The 16,527-nt window shown below is 59.1% G+C and carries 17 protein-coding genes; all 17 read left to right on the top strand.

What is annotated here, in order from left to right; translation table 11 throughout:
* A partial coding sequence (locus tag AA309_RS00005) for a transporter substrate-binding domain-containing protein (RefSeq protein WP_047186932.1) occupies window positions 1-613 on the top strand: 613 nt, incomplete at its 5' end.
* A 76-nt stretch (window positions 614-689) separates the two neighbouring features.
* Entirely contained in the window at window positions 690-1,373 is a 684-nt protein-coding gene (locus AA309_RS00010; protein ID WP_052954400.1) for an amino acid ABC transporter permease, read from the top strand.
* A 5-nt stretch (window positions 1,374-1,378) separates the two neighbouring features.
* Window positions 1,379-2,128: an amino acid ABC transporter permease gene (locus AA309_RS00015; RefSeq protein WP_052954401.1), complete on the top strand. Its 750-nt coding sequence runs from the start codon at window positions 1,379-1,381 to the stop codon at window positions 2,126-2,128.
* 2 nt (window positions 2,129-2,130) lie between these two features.
* Window positions 2,131-2,871 carry an SDR family oxidoreductase gene (locus tag AA309_RS00020; RefSeq protein WP_047186933.1) on the top strand — a complete coding sequence of 247 codons (741 nt, stop codon included), beginning with the start codon at window positions 2,131-2,133 and terminating at the stop codon, window positions 2,869-2,871.
* A 10-nt stretch (window positions 2,872-2,881) separates the two neighbouring features.
* Window positions 2,882-4,048: a thiolase C-terminal domain-containing protein gene (locus AA309_RS00025; RefSeq protein ID WP_200901909.1), complete on the top strand. Its 1,167-nt coding sequence runs from the start codon at window positions 2,882-2,884 to the stop codon at window positions 4,046-4,048.
* An 11-nt stretch (window positions 4,049-4,059) separates the two neighbouring features.
* Window positions 4,060-4,476, top strand: a complete 417-nt coding sequence (locus AA309_RS00030) for a Zn-ribbon domain-containing OB-fold protein (protein WP_047186934.1) — start codon at window positions 4,060-4,062, stop codon at window positions 4,474-4,476.
* Entirely contained in the window at window positions 4,473-4,925 is a 453-nt protein-coding gene (locus AA309_RS00035; protein ID WP_047186935.1) for a MaoC family dehydratase, read from the top strand. Before AA309_RS00030 ends, AA309_RS00035 begins: the two co-directional genes overlap by 4 nt.
* Window positions 4,915-6,969, top strand: coding sequence for an acetate--CoA ligase family protein (locus AA309_RS00040; RefSeq protein WP_084730783.1), 2,055 nt, complete (start codon window positions 4,915-4,917; stop codon window positions 6,967-6,969). Before AA309_RS00035 ends, AA309_RS00040 begins: the two co-directional genes overlap by 11 nt.
* Window positions 6,970-7,023: 54 nt before the next feature.
* A complete protein-coding gene (locus tag AA309_RS00045; protein WP_047186937.1) occupies window positions 7,024-8,226 on the top strand; it encodes an acyl-CoA dehydrogenase family protein in 1,203 nt (400 codons plus the stop codon).
* Window position 8,227: 1 nt separating this feature from the next.
* The gene (locus AA309_RS31550; RefSeq protein ID WP_052954402.1) at window positions 8,228-9,331 is read left to right on the top strand and encodes an acyl-CoA dehydrogenase family protein; all 1,104 of its coding nucleotides are present in this window, start codon (window positions 8,228-8,230) and stop codon (window positions 9,329-9,331) included.
* 15 nt (window positions 9,332-9,346) lie between these two features.
* Window positions 9,347-10,132: a carnitinyl-CoA dehydratase gene (locus AA309_RS00055; RefSeq protein WP_047186938.1), complete on the top strand. Its 786-nt coding sequence runs from the start codon at window positions 9,347-9,349 to the stop codon at window positions 10,130-10,132.
* A gap of 97 nt (window positions 10,133-10,229) precedes the next feature.
* Window positions 10,230-11,429, top strand: a complete 1,200-nt coding sequence (locus tag AA309_RS00060; protein WP_047186939.1) for a CaiB/BaiF CoA transferase family protein — start codon at window positions 10,230-10,232, stop codon at window positions 11,427-11,429.
* Between the two features lie 255 nt (window positions 11,430-11,684).
* The gene (locus tag AA309_RS00065; RefSeq protein WP_047186940.1) at window positions 11,685-12,434 is read left to right on the top strand and encodes an electron transfer flavoprotein subunit beta/FixA family protein; all 750 of its coding nucleotides are present in this window, start codon (window positions 11,685-11,687) and stop codon (window positions 12,432-12,434) included.
* A 15-nt stretch (window positions 12,435-12,449) separates the two neighbouring features.
* Complete coding sequence (locus AA309_RS00070) at window positions 12,450-13,394, top strand: electron transfer flavoprotein subunit alpha/FixB family protein (RefSeq protein WP_047186941.1); 945 nt, start codon at window positions 12,450-12,452, stop codon at window positions 13,392-13,394.
* A gap of 13 nt (window positions 13,395-13,407) precedes the next feature.
* On the top strand, window positions 13,408-14,940 hold the full coding sequence (locus tag AA309_RS00075) for an acyl-CoA carboxylase subunit beta (RefSeq protein ID WP_047186942.1): 1,533 nt from the start codon (window positions 13,408-13,410) through the stop codon (window positions 14,938-14,940).
* 291 nt (window positions 14,941-15,231) lie between these two features.
* On the top strand, window positions 15,232-15,804 hold the full coding sequence (locus tag AA309_RS00085) for a biotin transporter BioY (RefSeq protein WP_052954404.1): 573 nt from the start codon (window positions 15,232-15,234) through the stop codon (window positions 15,802-15,804).
* Between the two features lie 67 nt (window positions 15,805-15,871).
* Window positions 15,872-16,527 (top strand): biotin carboxylase N-terminal domain-containing protein (locus AA309_RS00090; protein ID WP_047186944.1); only part of this gene is annotated, 656 nt, incomplete at its 3' end.

Genomic DNA, 16,527 nt, shown 5'->3' on the forward strand with positions numbered 1-16,527 from the left:
CATCAATGAGATCTGTGTCCAACTGAAGGCGCAATGTGATCTCCAGAACGTCCCCTATGACGGAATTTTCGCGGCTCTCGAAGCCGGTAAGATCGACGTGATCGCTGCCGGTATAAACATCACCGACGAGCGTAAGCAGAATTATTTGATGCCCGGCCCCTACCTGCGCGGTCCTCTGGCATTCATAGTTCCAGCGAAGTCGACAATCGAGGGCTCGCCAGCTTCCCTGAAGGGTAAGACTGTCGGCACAGTCGGCGGCTCCGTCTTCGAAAAGTACATGCGTGAAAAGCTGGGGAGCGGAACGACTGTCAAGACTTATGACAGCATGGATGCAGCAGTGCTCGATCTAGATGCTGGCCGAGTCGACGCCGTTCTAGGTGAGGAGCCGCAATTGCTCGTGTCTTACATCCAGGCAAAACCCAATACCTACAAGGTTGCCGGCAGCCCGATCACCGATCCTGTCTACATGGGGCAGGGCAAAGGTCTTGTGGTGCGCAAGGCCGATACGAGCCTCGCTGAGGGCGTAAACAAGGCCATTGATAGCATGATCACGAGCGGCAAGCTCGCCGAGATCAGCACGAAGTGGTTCGGCAAGGCTTTGCCTGCCCGATGATCACCTTGTGACCCGTCGTGCGAGCGTCTTGCTCGCACGAGCCTGGCCTCTAGCAAGCTAACAAGGATGCGTCGACATGGACGCCACACTCCCGTTTTTGCCGTACATCGTTGGCGGATTGGCTGTGACGATCCTAACGTCGGTGACGACTTTCGCATGTGCCGTGGCGATCGGACTGGCGGCGACGCTCTGGGTGACCACCGGCCACCCAGCGGCGAACCGGATTGTCCGGGTCTATGTCACGATCTTTCGCAGCCTCCCGGAGCTGCTGTGTATCTTCATCGTCTACTTCGGCTGTGAGATCGCCCTGCGCAAGGCTGCGGCGAGCTTCGGCTTCAGGCCGGTTTCGATTTCGCCATTTCTCGCAGTCACTGTCGCGATCGGGGTGCAATTCGGTGCTTATTGCGCCGAGATCTTCAGTGACGCGCATCGAAGCCTAAATCCAGGCCTCTTCGAAGCCGCTCATGCGCTTGGCCTTTCTCGCCGCAAGGTCATGACCCGCGTGACGATCCCGCTGACGCTGCAGGCGGCGATCCCGGGACTAGGCAACCTCTTTCTGGTCATGCTGAAGATTTCCGCGCTCGCGTCGGTGATCGGGCTGGAGGAGGTGACGCGCCGGGCAAAAATCGTCGCCGGCAGCACGCGGGAGCCGTTCGCATCCTATGCGATTGCCGCAGCCTGCTTCTTGGTAGTCACCGCCGGGGCAGCTGTGCTCCAGACCAGGCTAGAGCGCACGTTCCGCACGACGCAGGGAGCTTGATCCCAGTGACCACGCCGCTCCTTTTCTCCGACACCCTGTGGCTCGCCATCCTGCGGGGCCTTCAGACCACGATCCTGCTCACCGTGCTTTCGATGACGTTCGCATTCATCCTCGGAACTGCGCTCGCGCTGATGAAGGTCTATGGCGGCGCCGTGGCTGCGTCGGTCTCCGTCACCTACATTTTCCTGTTCCGGGGCATTCCGCTCCTAATCCTTCTTTACTTCCTGTACTATGGCGCACCGCAGCTTTCTTTCCTGCGAGCCAGCCCCTTGTGGGACCTCGTGTTCAGCTCGGCGTTCGGAACCTGTGTCCTGGCCTTCACCCTGAACAACGCTGCCTACCTCGCAGAAGCGATCCGCGGTGGCATCCTGACAGTCAAGAAGGGGCAGATGGAGGCGGGATTCGCGATCGGCTTCACATCCCGTCAGGTGATCTCGCGCATCACCCTGCCGATTGCTCTGCGCAATTGTCTGTCCCAAATCGGCAATGAGGCGATCTTTACTATCAAGGCCTCCGCCATCGCGAGCGTCGTGACCGTACGAGACCTGCTCGGCGAGGCCCAGTATGTCGGCAACATTTACTCCGACAATCTCACGCCCCTGCTGGCCGCAGCCGTCCTCTACGTGGTGCTCGTCCAGATTGTCGAGGGGCTCACCCGTTGGGCACGAAACGCCCTCCACGCTGGCCCAGATCGCAGGCGCGAGAACGCCAAAGCGGCAATCGTTTCAACACAAGCCTTCAAGGAGAAGATTTAACAATGGCTCAACACGTATCAATCGTCACTGGTGGTGCGAGCGGCATCGGCCTCGCCGTCGCGCAGGCCCTCGCCGCACGAGGGGACGCCGTCGGGCTCGCCGACGTCAATGCCGAGGCGGGCGAGAAGGCAGCGGCCGCAATCCGGCACACTGGTGCACGGGCTATTTATGTGCCCCTCGATGTGGCCGACCGAGCGGCTTGGTTGGCCGCGACGGAGCTCGTGTCCCGTGAGTTCGGGACTGTTGACATCCTCATCAACAACGCCGGTGTCATTCGCGACCGTTCGCTTCTCAAGATGACAGATGACGATTGGGATCTCGTCATCAACGTGAATCTTCGTGGCGCATGGCTGGGGTCCCAGACGGTCTTCCCAGGCATGAAATCCAAAGGCTGGGGCCGGATTGTCAATATTTCTTCCTCGGCCCACCGGGGTGGATTCGGTCAGGCAAACTATTCATCCGCCAAAGCGGGCGTGATCGGCCTCACGCGCACACTGGCCATTGAGGGGGCTAAGAACAAAATTCTCGTCAATGCCGTCGCACCCCACAACGTGAATACTCCGATTCTCGCGACCGTTCCAGAGACCGACAAAGCAGTGTGGCTCTCGAAGTCTCGCTTCGGACGTTTCGCAGAACCAGAGGAAATCGCTGCTCTGGTGTGCTTCCTCGTGTCCGATGCGAATGCAATCGTTTCCGGCCAGCTCATCGAAGCCGATGGTGCTGACCTCGTGGGCGCCGGCTAAGGGGACCGTTATGGACATGAATCTGCTGTCCCGTGCCGCAATCGTTGGCGCATATGAATCACCTCGCCGGAAGGCGAACGATATCCATCCCTTCCAAATCTTCCACGAAGTCGTCGCCGGGGCACTCGATCACGCCGGATTGACCTTTGCCGATGTGGATGGCCTGTGCGTCACGGCCGGCGACGTCGGTGAAGGTGGTAGTACCGAAGACGTGATCGAAATCGCCGAATATCTAGGAATTTCTCCCCGATTCGTCGATTCTACCGACGTCGGCGGCTGTAGTGCGATGGTACAGACCGCCCGTGCTGCGGCGGCAATCGCTTGCGGCATGGCTGACACCGTCGTGGTTGCCTATGCCGCTTGCCCGCGGTGGTTTCCGCTAGGCCCCACCAATCCCATGAGCTGGCCCGTAGGACCGGGTGCGCTGGAAATGCCGTATGGTATTTCCAACATCACAGCTTATGGCCTTTTTGCGGCTCGCCACATGTATCAGTTCGGAACGACTCCGGAACAGCTAGCCTCTGTTCCCGTAGCAATCCGGGCAAATGCCGTCCGCAACCCATCTGCCCTCATGAGGGATCCAATATCAGTTTCGGATATTCTTGCATCGCCAATGATCTCAAGTCCCTTCCACAAGCTTGACTGCTGCGTGGTGACTGACAGCGGTGGTGCAGTCGTACTGACCAGGCGCGATCGCGCAAATGACTTGCGCAAGAAGCCAATTCAGATGCTAGGATACGGCGAGGCCATCACCTGCGTCCACGTTAATCAAGTGGCCGATTTCTCGGTTTCGCCTGGGCGCGAATCCGGTCGCCGCGCCTTCGCTGCGGCTGGTCTAAAACCAGCGGACGTGGACGTAGCGCAATTTTATGATGCCTTCTCGATCACACCGCTCATCGGGCTCGAAGACCTCGGCTTCTGCAAGAAGGGTGAGGGCGGCGCTTTCGTCGCCAGCGGTGCGATAGCGGCCAGCGGATCAATCCCGATCAACACGGACGGAGGAGGACTTTCTTCGAACCACCCCGGAAAACGCGGTGTATTCGTCCTCATTGAGGCGCTTCGTCAGCTTTGGGGCGAGTCTCCTGGCTATCAGGTGGCAGATTGTGAGATCTCGCTCGCCCACGGCATCGGCGGCTTTTTCTCCGCCGCATCCACCATGCTGCTTGCGCGTTCCTAAGGAGACAAACAATGGACAGACCGATCCCAATTCCTTGTGCCCATGACAAAGTTTTCTGGGAGGCCGCTTCTGAAGACCGCCTTGTTGTGCAAAAAACAGCCAACGGCCGCTGGCAGAGCTACCCGCGCGGCCACGCACTCGATGACCCGATGAAGCAGGATGCCGCTCCGGGATTTGAGGCGGTCGCCGGGACGGGCATCATCGAAAGCGTCTCAGTGGTTCATCGTTCCTTCTACCCTGCGATTCCGGCGCCCTATGCGTTCGCGGTCGTAAGACTCGACGAGGGCGTATGCATGACTGGTCATATCGTGGACTGCCAGCCGACTGAAGTTCGGATTGGCCAGGCGGTGACGGCAACTTTTGCTGAGATTTCCCCTGGCACGAAAATTCCTGTCTTCAAACTCGCTGACATGAGGTTGGCGAAATGATCGCGTTCGACGATATCGCAGTAGGCGAGAAATTCACATCGTCAAGCCGTACGGTTTTCGATGCTGACATTGTCGCGTTCGCCGGGATAAGCGGCGATTTCAACCGCCTTCACATCGACGACGTCTTTGCTGCTTCCACAATTCATAAGCGGCGTATAGCTCATGGAATGCTGATTGCATCCATCGTCTCCGGATTGCGTAGTCGCCTCGATGATTACGCAATGATTGGCTTCATGGAAACCCAGCGCCGCTTCGTCGCACCCGTGTTTCCAGGAGACACGATAACGGTCACGTACGAGGTGATCGAAGCACGCCGATCAAAGAGCCGGCCAGACACCGGCGTGGTGACGCTCGACGTGGTGGTCACAAAGCAGACGGGTGAAACGGTTCAGACGGGCCGTGACACGCTGCTCATCGAAAGCAATTCGCGAGGCGAGAATGAACACTGAAGGCTACAGGCTATCCTCACCATTAAGCGGATTGTTCAACCCCCGTTCTGTTGCTGTCGTCGGTGCGTCGTCAACGCCAGGTAAATGGGGTTTCGAGTATGCTCGTCAACTACTTGGCGGTGCGTCGAAGCGCCGTGTTGATCTTGTCAATCAACGCGGCGAGGTAATTCACGGATGTCGATCCTACACCTCTCTACATGCCCTTCCCGAGGCACCTGAGCTAGCTGTCATTTGCGTTCCCGCTGCGCAGGTGCAGCGCGTGATAGATGAGGCGCTCGAGATTGGAACCCGCTACTTTGTCTGTGTTACTGCGGGCTTCAGTGAGACCGGCGAAGAAGGACGCCTCTTGGAAAAGCAGCTTCGTGATCGCGTCCGTGCGGCCGGTGCGCGCCTTGTTGGTCCGAATTGCGTTGGTCTGTACGATGCGGCTGCCGATCTCGCGTGCACAGCATTCTGGACGCTATCACCGGGTGATATAGGGGTTATCTCGCAGAGCGGAGGATTAATCGTAGAACTTGGTCTTCGGCTGCCACGCGAGAACCTGGGTATCTCTCGGGCGGTCTCAGTCGGAAACCAAGCCGACCTTACCGTCGCAGAATTCATCGAGTCCTTTGCGATTGACCCCAACACGCGCGTGATCACCGCCTACGTCGAGGAGTTCCGAGAGGGTCGCCGCATGTTCGAAGCAATTGAATATGCGCGGACGCTCGGGAAGGAAGTTATTCTCGTGGCGCCCCGCGCCAGTGAGGCGGTCGGCCGGAGTGTCGCCTCCCATACCGGCTCGATGGTTTCCAATGAGGACGTTCTCGCCAGCACCTGCGCTGAGCTTGACGTTCTCCGCGTGCGGGGAGTCGGCGATCTTGTCCTCGCGCTTCGCGGCCTAAATGCACCCGCTCGAGCCCATGGTCGGCGAGTGGCCGTGGTTGCAGATGGAGGCGGCTCAGCAACACTCGGAACAGATGCAGCCGTAGCCGAGGGACTGGAAGTACCGGCATTCTCCATCGAACTTGCTGCTCAACTTGCGGACATTACTTCTTCGGGCTCATCGGTGGGCAATCCTGTTGATCTGGTTGGCGCGCTTGATCTCGCTGTCTTTCAGCCGGTGATCAAAGCTATAGCATCGTCCGGCGAAGTTGACGGAATCCTACTCAACGGCGCATTTAACAACGTGGCCGGTGCGATCGCCGAAGCAGAGGCTGCGGTGGCCGCTAACATCCGCGGGGCTTGTAACGGTTCCGGGGTCGCGCTGTCCATCGCAACAATGATTACAGACGAGCCGGCAATGGTAGCGTTCGCAGCGGACCGGGTGCCTGTGTTTGATTTTCCGACCGAGGCGGCCCGGTGCCTGGCTTTGGGCAGATTGCGCCATCCGACGCGGAAACTGCCGATGATCGGTGCCACCAGGGAGTACGTCGGCGATACGGACTACTTGGCAAGCAGGAACGCGCTTGCTGCTAGCGGCATTGCATTCACACAAGCAATCCACGCCTGCAACGCCGACGAGGCAGCCGTTGCTGCGAGCACTATTGGATATCCCGTGGTGCTGAAGGCATTGGGCAGCTTACACAAGAGCGATTCTGGTGCAGTCGTAATAGGTGTTCAGGACGAGGCGTCTCTGCGAGCGAAGATTGAAACGCTTACCAGCCGGCTTAAGCCGACGGGCTTCAGCATCGAGGAGATGATCGTGGAGCGAGACGGTGTAGAACTACTGATCGGAGGAATCCGTGATCCGGCGTTCGGCCCTACGGTTGTGGTGGCTGCCGGTGGAACGAAGACCGAAATCTGGCGCGACAGGGCCGTGTCGCTTGCGCCCGTGGACGAGAATATCGCCCGGCGCATGTTGGCCACCTTGCGCGTCGCGCCGCTGTTTGCAGGCTTTCGTGGGGGTTCGCCGCTCGACGTCCACGGTATTGCACGGGCAGTCGAGGCGATATCACACTTCATGTCGAACCACTACAACGTGATCGAAGCCGAAGTCAACCCGCTCATCGTTGGCCCGCGCCGCTGTGTCGCGGTCGACGCCCGGATCGTTACGGCTCGATAACGATGTAACGGGTGTGAACAATGGAAACGTTATCTCCGGGTGAGGAGGCCCTACATGGCCATATCGTTTGTTTTTGACGAGCGTGTCGAAGCGTTCAGGGCGCAAGTGGCGCAAACGCTTGCTGATGCGCTCCCGCCCCATATCCGCTCTCAGGTTGCCGACGAGCGGATAGACCTCACGCGCGCTGACCAGGCGGCCTGGCAGTCAAAACTCGATTCCCTTGGCTGGGGCGGCGTGGGCCTCCCACCCGAGAGCGGTGGACCCGGATGGACGGATGAGGAGTATTTCGTCTTTTTGCGTGAGCTAGGTCGTGCAGACGCGCCCCGACCTCCTCTTTACGGTCTTAAGATGGTTGCTCCTACGTTAGTACGATTCGGGACACCGGAGCAAATTACCAGGTATCTACCCGATATCACCGCGGGGCGAACATTCTGGTGCCAAGCTTTCTCAGAACCAAACGCCGGTTCTGATCTTGCTGCAATGACATGTCCGGCTAAGAAGACAGAAGACGGGTACGAGATCACGGGATCAAAAACCTGGATCAGCGATGCCCACCATGCAGACCTAATGTTTGGGCTTTTCCGAACCAGTTCGACCGGGCGCAAGCAAGAAGGCATTACGGCGCTCGTTGTCGATATGAAGTCTCCTGGTATCACAGTTCGACCGCTGCCGAACTACGAAGGTACGCACGAATGCAACGAGATATTTTTCGACCAGGTGCGAGTGCCCGCGGCCAATCTCATCGGAGAAGAAGGAAATGGCTGGCAAGTGGCGAAGTTCCTTCTCAGTGTGGAACGCTTCGACACAGCTGAAGTTCCTCGCTCACTCGCTACGCTCGGACGTATTCGCAATCGAATTGCCGCTCTCGAAGAGAAAAGTGGATATACCGCGCACGTACAGGGGCTGAGAGCTCGCTTTGCACGTCTTGAGATCGAATTGCGAGCTCTCGCTGCAACAGAGTGCCGCTATGTACTTGGGACTCCACAAGAAGAGTTAACTGGCGCCGAACCATCACTGCTTAAATGGATCGGCACAGAACTTCAGCAAGATCTGCTCGAGCTTCTCATGGACGCATATGGTGAGCAGGCGCAGGCAGGCTTGCCAATCGAAGATGCACAACCGGGGGCGTGTCGCCCCGTCGAGGGTGGCTTCGCCGGCAGAGCCTTTCATCGATACCGAGTCACGACCATCTACGCTGGTTCGACCGAGATTCAAAAAGAACTGATTGCGCGGACTGCGCTTGGCCTGAGGACTTGAGATGGATTTTACGCTGACTGAAGAGCAGACTCTGCTCAGAGATTCCGCGCGCCGATATTTCGCCAAGAGCACCGATCTGGCGTCGCCGCGGATTGACTCTGGGAAAGTGTGGACGGACATCGCGGAAATGGGATGGTTGGCCGTGATGATACCAATGGACCTTAGCGGGTTTGGTGGTTCAATCGTTGACGGCTGCCTTCTAATGCGTGAGCTGGGGAGGGCGCATGTTGGTATACCGTTCGCGCAAGCCGCGATCCTCGGCGCCAGAACGTTCCTAAAAGATCCGCATATGCTGGAACAAATCGCAGAGGGAAAAGCCAAACTCGCTTACGTGCTGCAGGATGATGCTGCAGACCCGCTGAGATTCGAAAAGTCAACCCACGGCTACACCTTGCGCGGCGCGAAACCATTTATAAGCTGTTGTTCCGACACGAGCACGATTATCGTGAAGGCGTTTGATGGAACAGGGACCATTCCGGCTGTCTTTCGCCTCCCGAAGGAATTGCCGCTCCTGAATCTGAACTCGTATTCGACGTTGGACGGGGTAGGAGCTGCCAGTGTCGTGTTCGATGCGTTAGAGATCAGTGGTGACGCTTGCCTTGCTGTCGGTGAGGCCGCTCAAGATGTCGTAGAAGAACTTGAGCTGGCCGCGTGCCTAGCTTTTTCGGCCGAAGCGGTGGGCTTGATGGAGTTTCTGGTCAACGCGACCCGTGAATATACTGAGACGCGAATGCAGTTCGGGCAGAAAATCTCTGGCTTCCAGGTGGTTCGTCACAAGGTCGTCGAGATGTATGCGCTTTCGCAGTTGGCCGGGTCACTCGTATTCCAAGCAGCTGATACATTTGATCGCTTGGGACGAACCGCTGAGACACGTCAAGCTGTCCGAGCCGCGTTTTCGTATGTTGGCCGACAAGGTCGACGAGTAGGAAAGGACGCGATTCAGCTGCACGGTGCGATTGGCACTATGAACGAGTTGCCAATTGGCCATGCGTTCGCGCGGCTCGTGGCAATATCACAAAGCTGTGGCGGCGCCTCAATGCATGAAATAAACTATGCGGAGCAATGTATGACAGTCGGCGACACATCACGTGTTTGGGCGCTATAGGTATAGAAGGCTCGAATGAGCGGCACTCCAATCAGAGTTAAGAAAGACGGTGGCATTCTAGAAGTTACTCTCGATCTACCGAAGGCGAACGCAATCGACTGGGCAACGAGCCGGATCATGGGTGACGTCTTCACGGAGTTTCGCGACGACCCGACGTTGGGGGTGGCTATCATCACACGTGCCGGAGCGAAGTTCTTTTGCGCGGGATGGGATCTGAAGGCCGGAGCCGAGCGGGATACAGTCGATGGAGACTATGGCAAAGGCGGATTCGGTAGAATGCAGGAACTGCGCGGTCTTAACAAGCCTGTCATCGCCGCGATCAACGGCATCTGTTGTGGTGGCGGCCTTGAGCTTGCGTTGTCCGCTGACATTATCCTTGCAGCGGATAATGCCACCTTCGCACTGCCGGAAATCCACTCGGGCAATCTTGCGGATGCAGCATGCATTAAGCTGCCCAGGCGCATCCCGTATTACGTTGCTATGGAAATGCTTTTCACGGGGCGATGGATGGATGCCGCCGAAGCGAAACACTGGGGTTTATTCAATCATATCTATCCGATGGCGGAGCTGGTGGACAAGACCCGCAAAATGGCAGAGTTGCTCGCCGCAGGCCGCCCACTTGTTTACGCGGCGATCAAGGAGGCTGTACGCGAGACGGAGGACATGAAATTCTTGGATGCAATGAACCGCGTAATTAAAAGCCAGCTTGAGTCTGTAGAAGTGCTCTATGGCTCCGAAGATCAACGCGAAGGCGCGCGTGCCTTTGCTGAGAGACGCAATCCGGTCTGGAAGGGCCGCTAGGCGGCAGCTGCCATTTCCCGCCGTGGAATTGCGAAGTCTTGATGAGCGGCTATGTCGCCGCCCTTGGACCTCATGGGTCTATATGCATTATGGATGAATGGATATGTCACTACCTCCACTTCACAGGCTGAAAATCCTGGATCTTTCGCAACATGCGCCGGGGCCGTTTGCGACGATGATCCTTGGTGATCTTGGCGCGGAAGTAACTCACGTCGTCCACCCAGCCGCATCATCCGGTCCGAGCTACTTCCAGCAAGTGCTGGACGACCCACTTTTCGGTATTCGATTCAGCTCCAAAGACACCTTGATGCGCAACAAACGTTCCATTGCCCTGGATCTTAAGACGGAGAGTGGTCGCGAAGTCTGCCGACAGCTTGCACTCCAATGTGATGCTATGGTGGTCGAGATGAGGCCGGGGAAGCTTGCGAAATTTGGTCTTGACCATGCTAGCCTGAAGGTCGCTAATCCTGGACTCATTACGTGCTATATCAGTGGCTATGGAAGCGATGGACCGCGGGCGCAAAGTGCGGGGCATGATCTAAACTATGTGGCTTTATCCGGGGCACTCGAGCTCATGCGCGATAGCAACGGAGAACCCTTACAGCCACAGAATATCTTAGCAGATTATGCTGGCGGCGGATATCTTGCGGTTATCGGAATTCTTGCAGCGCTAGCGGCGCGCGCAAGGACCGGTCAGGGCCAGGAAATAGACGTTGGCATGCTTGACGGCGCCCTTCTTACCCTCGCGGACCTCTTCTCTGCTCCACTGAACGGAATCGGCCGAGTGAGCAATTGGCGATCTACGCTTGGAGGAGGGCTACCCAATTATCGATGCTACCGCTGCTCGGACGGTCGCTACCTCGCTGTCGCGGCACTTGAAAAGCGCTTTTGCGAGACGCTTCTGAGCGAACTCAATTTGGCCCATCTTTTGGACGATCTGGACAATGGTCGTAACAATGCTTCAGTGACACAGGCGCTGGCGTCTGCGTTTGGCGAGAAGCCGCGGGTTTATTGGCTCGATCTTTTCGACGGCAAGGATGTTTGCGTCACGCCAGTCTTAGAGATGGCCGAGATTGTTGATGAGCCGCAAGTTCGCGCCCGAGAGCTCGTCGTCGATCGGTTCGGAGTACACCAAATAGCACCGGCTCCGCGCTTCTCTGAAACCCCCTCTTCAATCCGGTCCGCACCGGCACAGCCGGGTTATCACACAAAAGAGATTCTCGTCGAGCTAGGTTATGATCAGATGAGCATCGAACGCATAATCGCCAGTGGAGCGGTCGGTTTGGGTACGCCATAAATTTTGTGACCGAGGCCTGTCACTGAACAGCGCGAGGCAGGCACAAGTCAACTAGACAGGTAAACGGCATCGGCGACGTCTTTCCTCGGCGGTCGGCGGAGTGCTGGATGACACGCATTGATCAGCGTGACCATCTAGATTGGGAGCATAGTTGAAGACCTCGGTCTATGCTCACGTAAGTTTTGGTTGGTTCCTTCAAATAGGGCTCGTCGCTCATGATGAGGATTGAGTCCACTAGAGATTGTGGGTGCATTGATGAAAGTTCTCGTCTCTGTGAAGCGGGTAGTTGACTTCAACGTGAAGATCCGGGTGCGTCCGGACGGGTCGGGCGTTGAGCTCGCCAACGTCAAGATGTCGATGAACCCCTTCGACGAGATCGCCGTCGAGGAGGCCGTGCGCCTCAAAGAGCAGGGCAAGGCCACCGAGATCGTCGCCGTCTCCATCGGGCCGCAGCAGGCGGGCGAGACCATTCGCACGGCGCTGGCCATGGGCGCCGACCGCGGCCTCCTGGTCAAGACCGATGCGGCTGTCGAGCCGCTCGCCGTGGCCAAGATCCTCAAGGGCGTGATCGCGCAGGAACAGCCCGATCTCGTGATCATGGGCAAGCAGGCCATCGACGACGATTCCAACCAGACCGGCCAGATGCTCGCCGCCCTCCTGGGCTGGCCGCAGGGCACCTTCGCCTTCAAGGTCAATGTCGGCGAGGGCGCGGTGGATGTCACCCGCGAGGTCGATGGCGGCCTGCAGACGGTGGGCCTGAAGCTGCCGGCCATCGTCACCACGGACCTGCGCCTCAACGAGCCGCGCTATGCCTCGCTCCCCAACATCATGAAGGCCAAGAAGAAGCCGCTCGACGAGACCTCGCCCGAGGCACTCGGCGTCGACGTGGCGCCGCGCCTGAAGGTGCTCAAGACCGCCGAGCCGGGCGGCCGCAAGGCCGGTGTGAAGGTGGCTTCCGTCGCCGAACTCGTCTCGAAGCTGAAGACTGAAGCCGGCGTGCTCTAAGGGAGAAGAACAACAATGACCACGTTGCTGATTGCCGAGCACGACAACGCTCACCTGAAGGACGCCACCCACAAGGCTCTCTCGGCCGCCAAGGCTCTGGGGGCTCCCGTGCATGTGCTGGTCGCCGGCGCCAATGCCCGTGCGGCGGCCGAGGCTGCCGCGAAACTCGATGGCGTGGAGAAGGTGCTGCTGGCCGACGCTCCCGCTTACGAGCACATGCTGGCCGAGCCCACCGCCGCGCTGATCGTGTCGCTCGCGGGCTCCTATGATGCGCTGGTGGCGCCCTCGACCTCGAACGGCAAGAACATCATGCCGCGTGTCGCGGCGCTGCTCGACGTGATGCAGGTCTCCGACATCACCAAGGTTGTCTCGCCCGATACCTTCGAGCGGCCGATCTATGCCGGCAACGCGATCCAGACGGTGCAGGCCACGGATCCGAAGAAGGTGATCACCGTGCGCACCGCCGCCTTCCCGGCGGCGGGCGAAGGCGGCTTGGCGGCCATCGAGAATGTGAATGCCGCCGCCGATCCTCAGGTGTCGAGCTTCAAGGGCGAGGAGATCGCCAAATCCGATCGGCCCGAACTCACCTCGGCGCGGATCATCATCTCGGGCGGGCGCTCGCTCGGCTCGGCCGAGAACTTCAAGACCTATATCGAGCCGATCGCCGACAAGCTCGGCGCCGCCATGGGCGCCTCGCGCGCGGCGGTGGATGCGGGCTATGCGCCCAATGACTGGCAGGTGGGACAGACCGGTAAGGTGGTGGCGCCCGATCTCTACATCGCGGTCGGGATTTCAGGGGCCATTCAGCATCTGGCCGGTATGAAGGATTCCAAGGTGATCGTGGCGATCAACAAGGACGAGGAGGCGCCGATCTTCCAGGTCGCCGATTACGGCCTCGTCGGCGATCTCTTCACAATCCTTCCTGAACTAAACAGCGCTCTCTCCAACCCATCAGCGTAAGGTCAACACGTCCATGCGACACGTTCTGGAGCGCCTCGAGAAGGGCAGGGCCCAGGCCCGCCTCGGGGGCGGCGAAAAGCGCATCGAGGCGCAGCATGCCCGCGGCAAGCTCACGGCGCGTGAGCGCATCGAGCTCCTGCTCGACAAGGGCTCGTTCGAGGAGTTCGACATGTTCGTCGAGCACCGCTCCACCGATTTCGGCATGGAGAAAGTAAAGATCCCCGGCGACGGCGTCGTCACCGGCTGGGGCACGGTGAACGGCCGCACCGTCTTCGTCTTCGCCAAGGACTTCACGGTGTTCGGCGGTTCGCTCTCCGAGGCCCACGCCCAGAAGATCACCAAGATCCAGGACATGGCGCTGAAGATGCGCGCCCCCATTGTCGGCCTGTTCGATGCGGGTGGCGCGCGCATCCAGGAGGGTGTGGCGGCGCTCGGCGGCTATGGCGAGGTGTTCAAACGCAATGTGATCGCCTCAGGGGTGATTCCGCAGATCTCGGTGATCATGGGACCCTGCGCGGGCGGCGACGTCTATTCGCCCGCCATGACTGACTTCATCTTCATGGTGCGCGACCGCTCCTACATGTTCGTCACCGGCCCCGACGTGGTGAAGACCGTCACCAACGAAACCGTGACCTCGGAGGAACTCGGTGGTGCGAAGGTTCACACCACCAAGTCCTCGGTGGCGGATGGCGCCTACGACAACGACGTGGAGGCGCTGCTGCAGGTGCGCCGGCTCATCGATTTCCTGCCCGCCAACAACATGGATGGCGTGCCGGAAATCCCGAGCTTCGACGATCCGAGCCGCACGGATGACAGCCTCGACACACTGATCCCGGACAACCCGAACAAGCCCTATGATATGAAGGAGCTGATCCTGAAGGTCGTGGACGAGGGCGATTTCTTCGAGATCCAGGAATCCTACGCCAAGAACATCATCACAGGCTTTGCCCGCATCGAGGGCCGCACGGTGGGCTTCGTCGCCAACCAGCCGATGGTGCTCGCGGGCGTGCTCGATTCCGACGCGTCCCGCAAGGCCGCGCGCTTTGTGCGCTTCTGCGATGCCTTCAATATCCCGATCGTCACCTTCGAGGACGTGCCGGGCTTCCTGCCGGGCACGGCGCAGGAATATGGCGGCCTCATCAAGCACGGCGCAAAGCTGCTGTTCGCCTATTCCGAGGCCACCGTGCCGCTGGTGACGGTGATCACGCGCAAGGCCTTTGGCGGCGCCTATGACGTGATGGCCTCCAAGCATATCGGCGGCGATGTCAATTACGCTTGGCCGACCGCGCAGATCGCGGTGATGGGCGCCAAGGGCGCAGTGGAGATCATCTTCCGCCAGGACCTCGGCGACCAGGAGAAGATCGCCGCCCGCACCAAGGAATACGAGGATCGGTTCATGTCGCCCTTCGTCGCCGCCGAGCGTGGCTACATCGACGAGGTGATCATGCCGCATTCGACACGGCGGCGGATCGCGCGGGCGCTCGCCATGCTCCGCCACAAGGAGACCGAGCGGCCCTGGAAGAAGCACGACAATATCCCATTGTAAGGAGAGCCGCCTGTGACCGTCATCTCACGGACGCCAGACGTGAAGCGGATCGATGATGTCGCTCAGCTTCTCAATCAAGTTGTTGATGCCGAAGCGAACTCACGTCACGCGCATGAGCTCCTCGACGAGATCTCGCAGCTACTGTGGGCCATTAGCAGCCTTGATCCTGACGCTGAACATCTTCTGAAGCACTCAGACTATGTGGCAGATCTGGTCTCTCGACCCCCGCGTTAAAGGCGAAACTACTTGGACCATATGGACCTTGTGCCCTGAAGAATTAAGGAGGACTCTATGATTGCAACTCAGGCGCCAGCCCAAACGCTCGCTGATAGATTCTGGGCGCAAACTCCGAGCAATGCTCGCTTGCGCTTTGCGGCACTGGTTTTTCTTGGAACGTTGCTGCTGGCGATCTCAGCCCATGTCCAGGTGCCGTTCTGGCCCGTGAAGATGTCCATGCAGTCTTTCATGGTACTCGCTCTCGCAACGGTCTATGGCAGTCGTCTTGGGGCGGCGACCGTTTTGGCGTATCTCTTCGAAGGGGCAATCGGACTTCCGGTGTTCCAGAACGGCGGAGGTATCGCGTCATTCAACGGCCCAACGGCCGGCTACCTTGCTGGCTTCGTTCTCGCGACCTGGGTCGTGGGGTCTCTGAGCGAGCGTGGAGCAATGCGCTCAGTGCTCTCCGCTTTCGGAGTCCTGCTCCTCGGTGAGGCCATCATTATGGTTCTTGGCACAGTGTGGCTCGCAACCCTGATCGGCTTCGAGAAAGCTCTGTTTGCAGGTTTCTTGATCTTCCTTCCCGCCGAAGCTCTCAAGATCGCCTTGACAACGGCTCTGACCAGGATCATCGCCCGCACCATCTAGCTCCCGCTTTTCCAAGGAACGCTCTCCGACGGAGCAAGGTTGGAGAGCCAACGACAAAGACCAAAAAATGTTCGACAAGATCCTGATTGCGAACCGTGGCGAGATTGCGTGCCGTGTGATCAAGACCGCCCGACGAATGGGCATCAAAACGGTCGCTGTCTATTCCGATGCCGACAAGGATGCGCTCCACGTGGAAATGGCCGATGAGGCCGTCCATATCGGTCCCGCCGCTGCCGCCCAATCCTACCTGGTGATCGAGAAGATCATCGAGGCCTGCAAGACGACTGGTGCCCAGGCGGTCCACCCCGGCTACGGCTTCCTCTCCGAGCGAGAGGCCTTTCCCAAGGCGCTTGCCGAGGCGGGGATCGTGTTCATCGGTCCCAACCCCGGCGCGATTGCCGCCATGGGCGACAAGATCGAGTCGAAGAAGGCGGCCGCTGCCGCAAAGGTCTCCACGGTGCCAGGTTATCTCGGCGTCATCGAGGGGCCGGAACAGGCGGTGCAGATCGCCAACGAGATCGGCTACCCGGTGATGATCAAGGCTTCCGCCGGTGGTGGCGGCAAGGGCATGCGCATCGCCTATTCGGCGGAAGAAGTGGCCGAGGGCTTCGCCCGTGCCAAGTCGGAAGCAGCCTCGTCCTTCGGCGATGACCGCGTCTTCATCGAGAAGTTCATCACCGATCCGCGCCACATCGAAATTCAGGTGCTCGGCGACAAGCACGG

The organism is Microvirga vignae, from assembly GCF_001017175.1.
Taxonomy (GTDB): Bacteria; Pseudomonadota; Alphaproteobacteria; order Rhizobiales; family Beijerinckiaceae; genus Microvirga; species Microvirga vignae.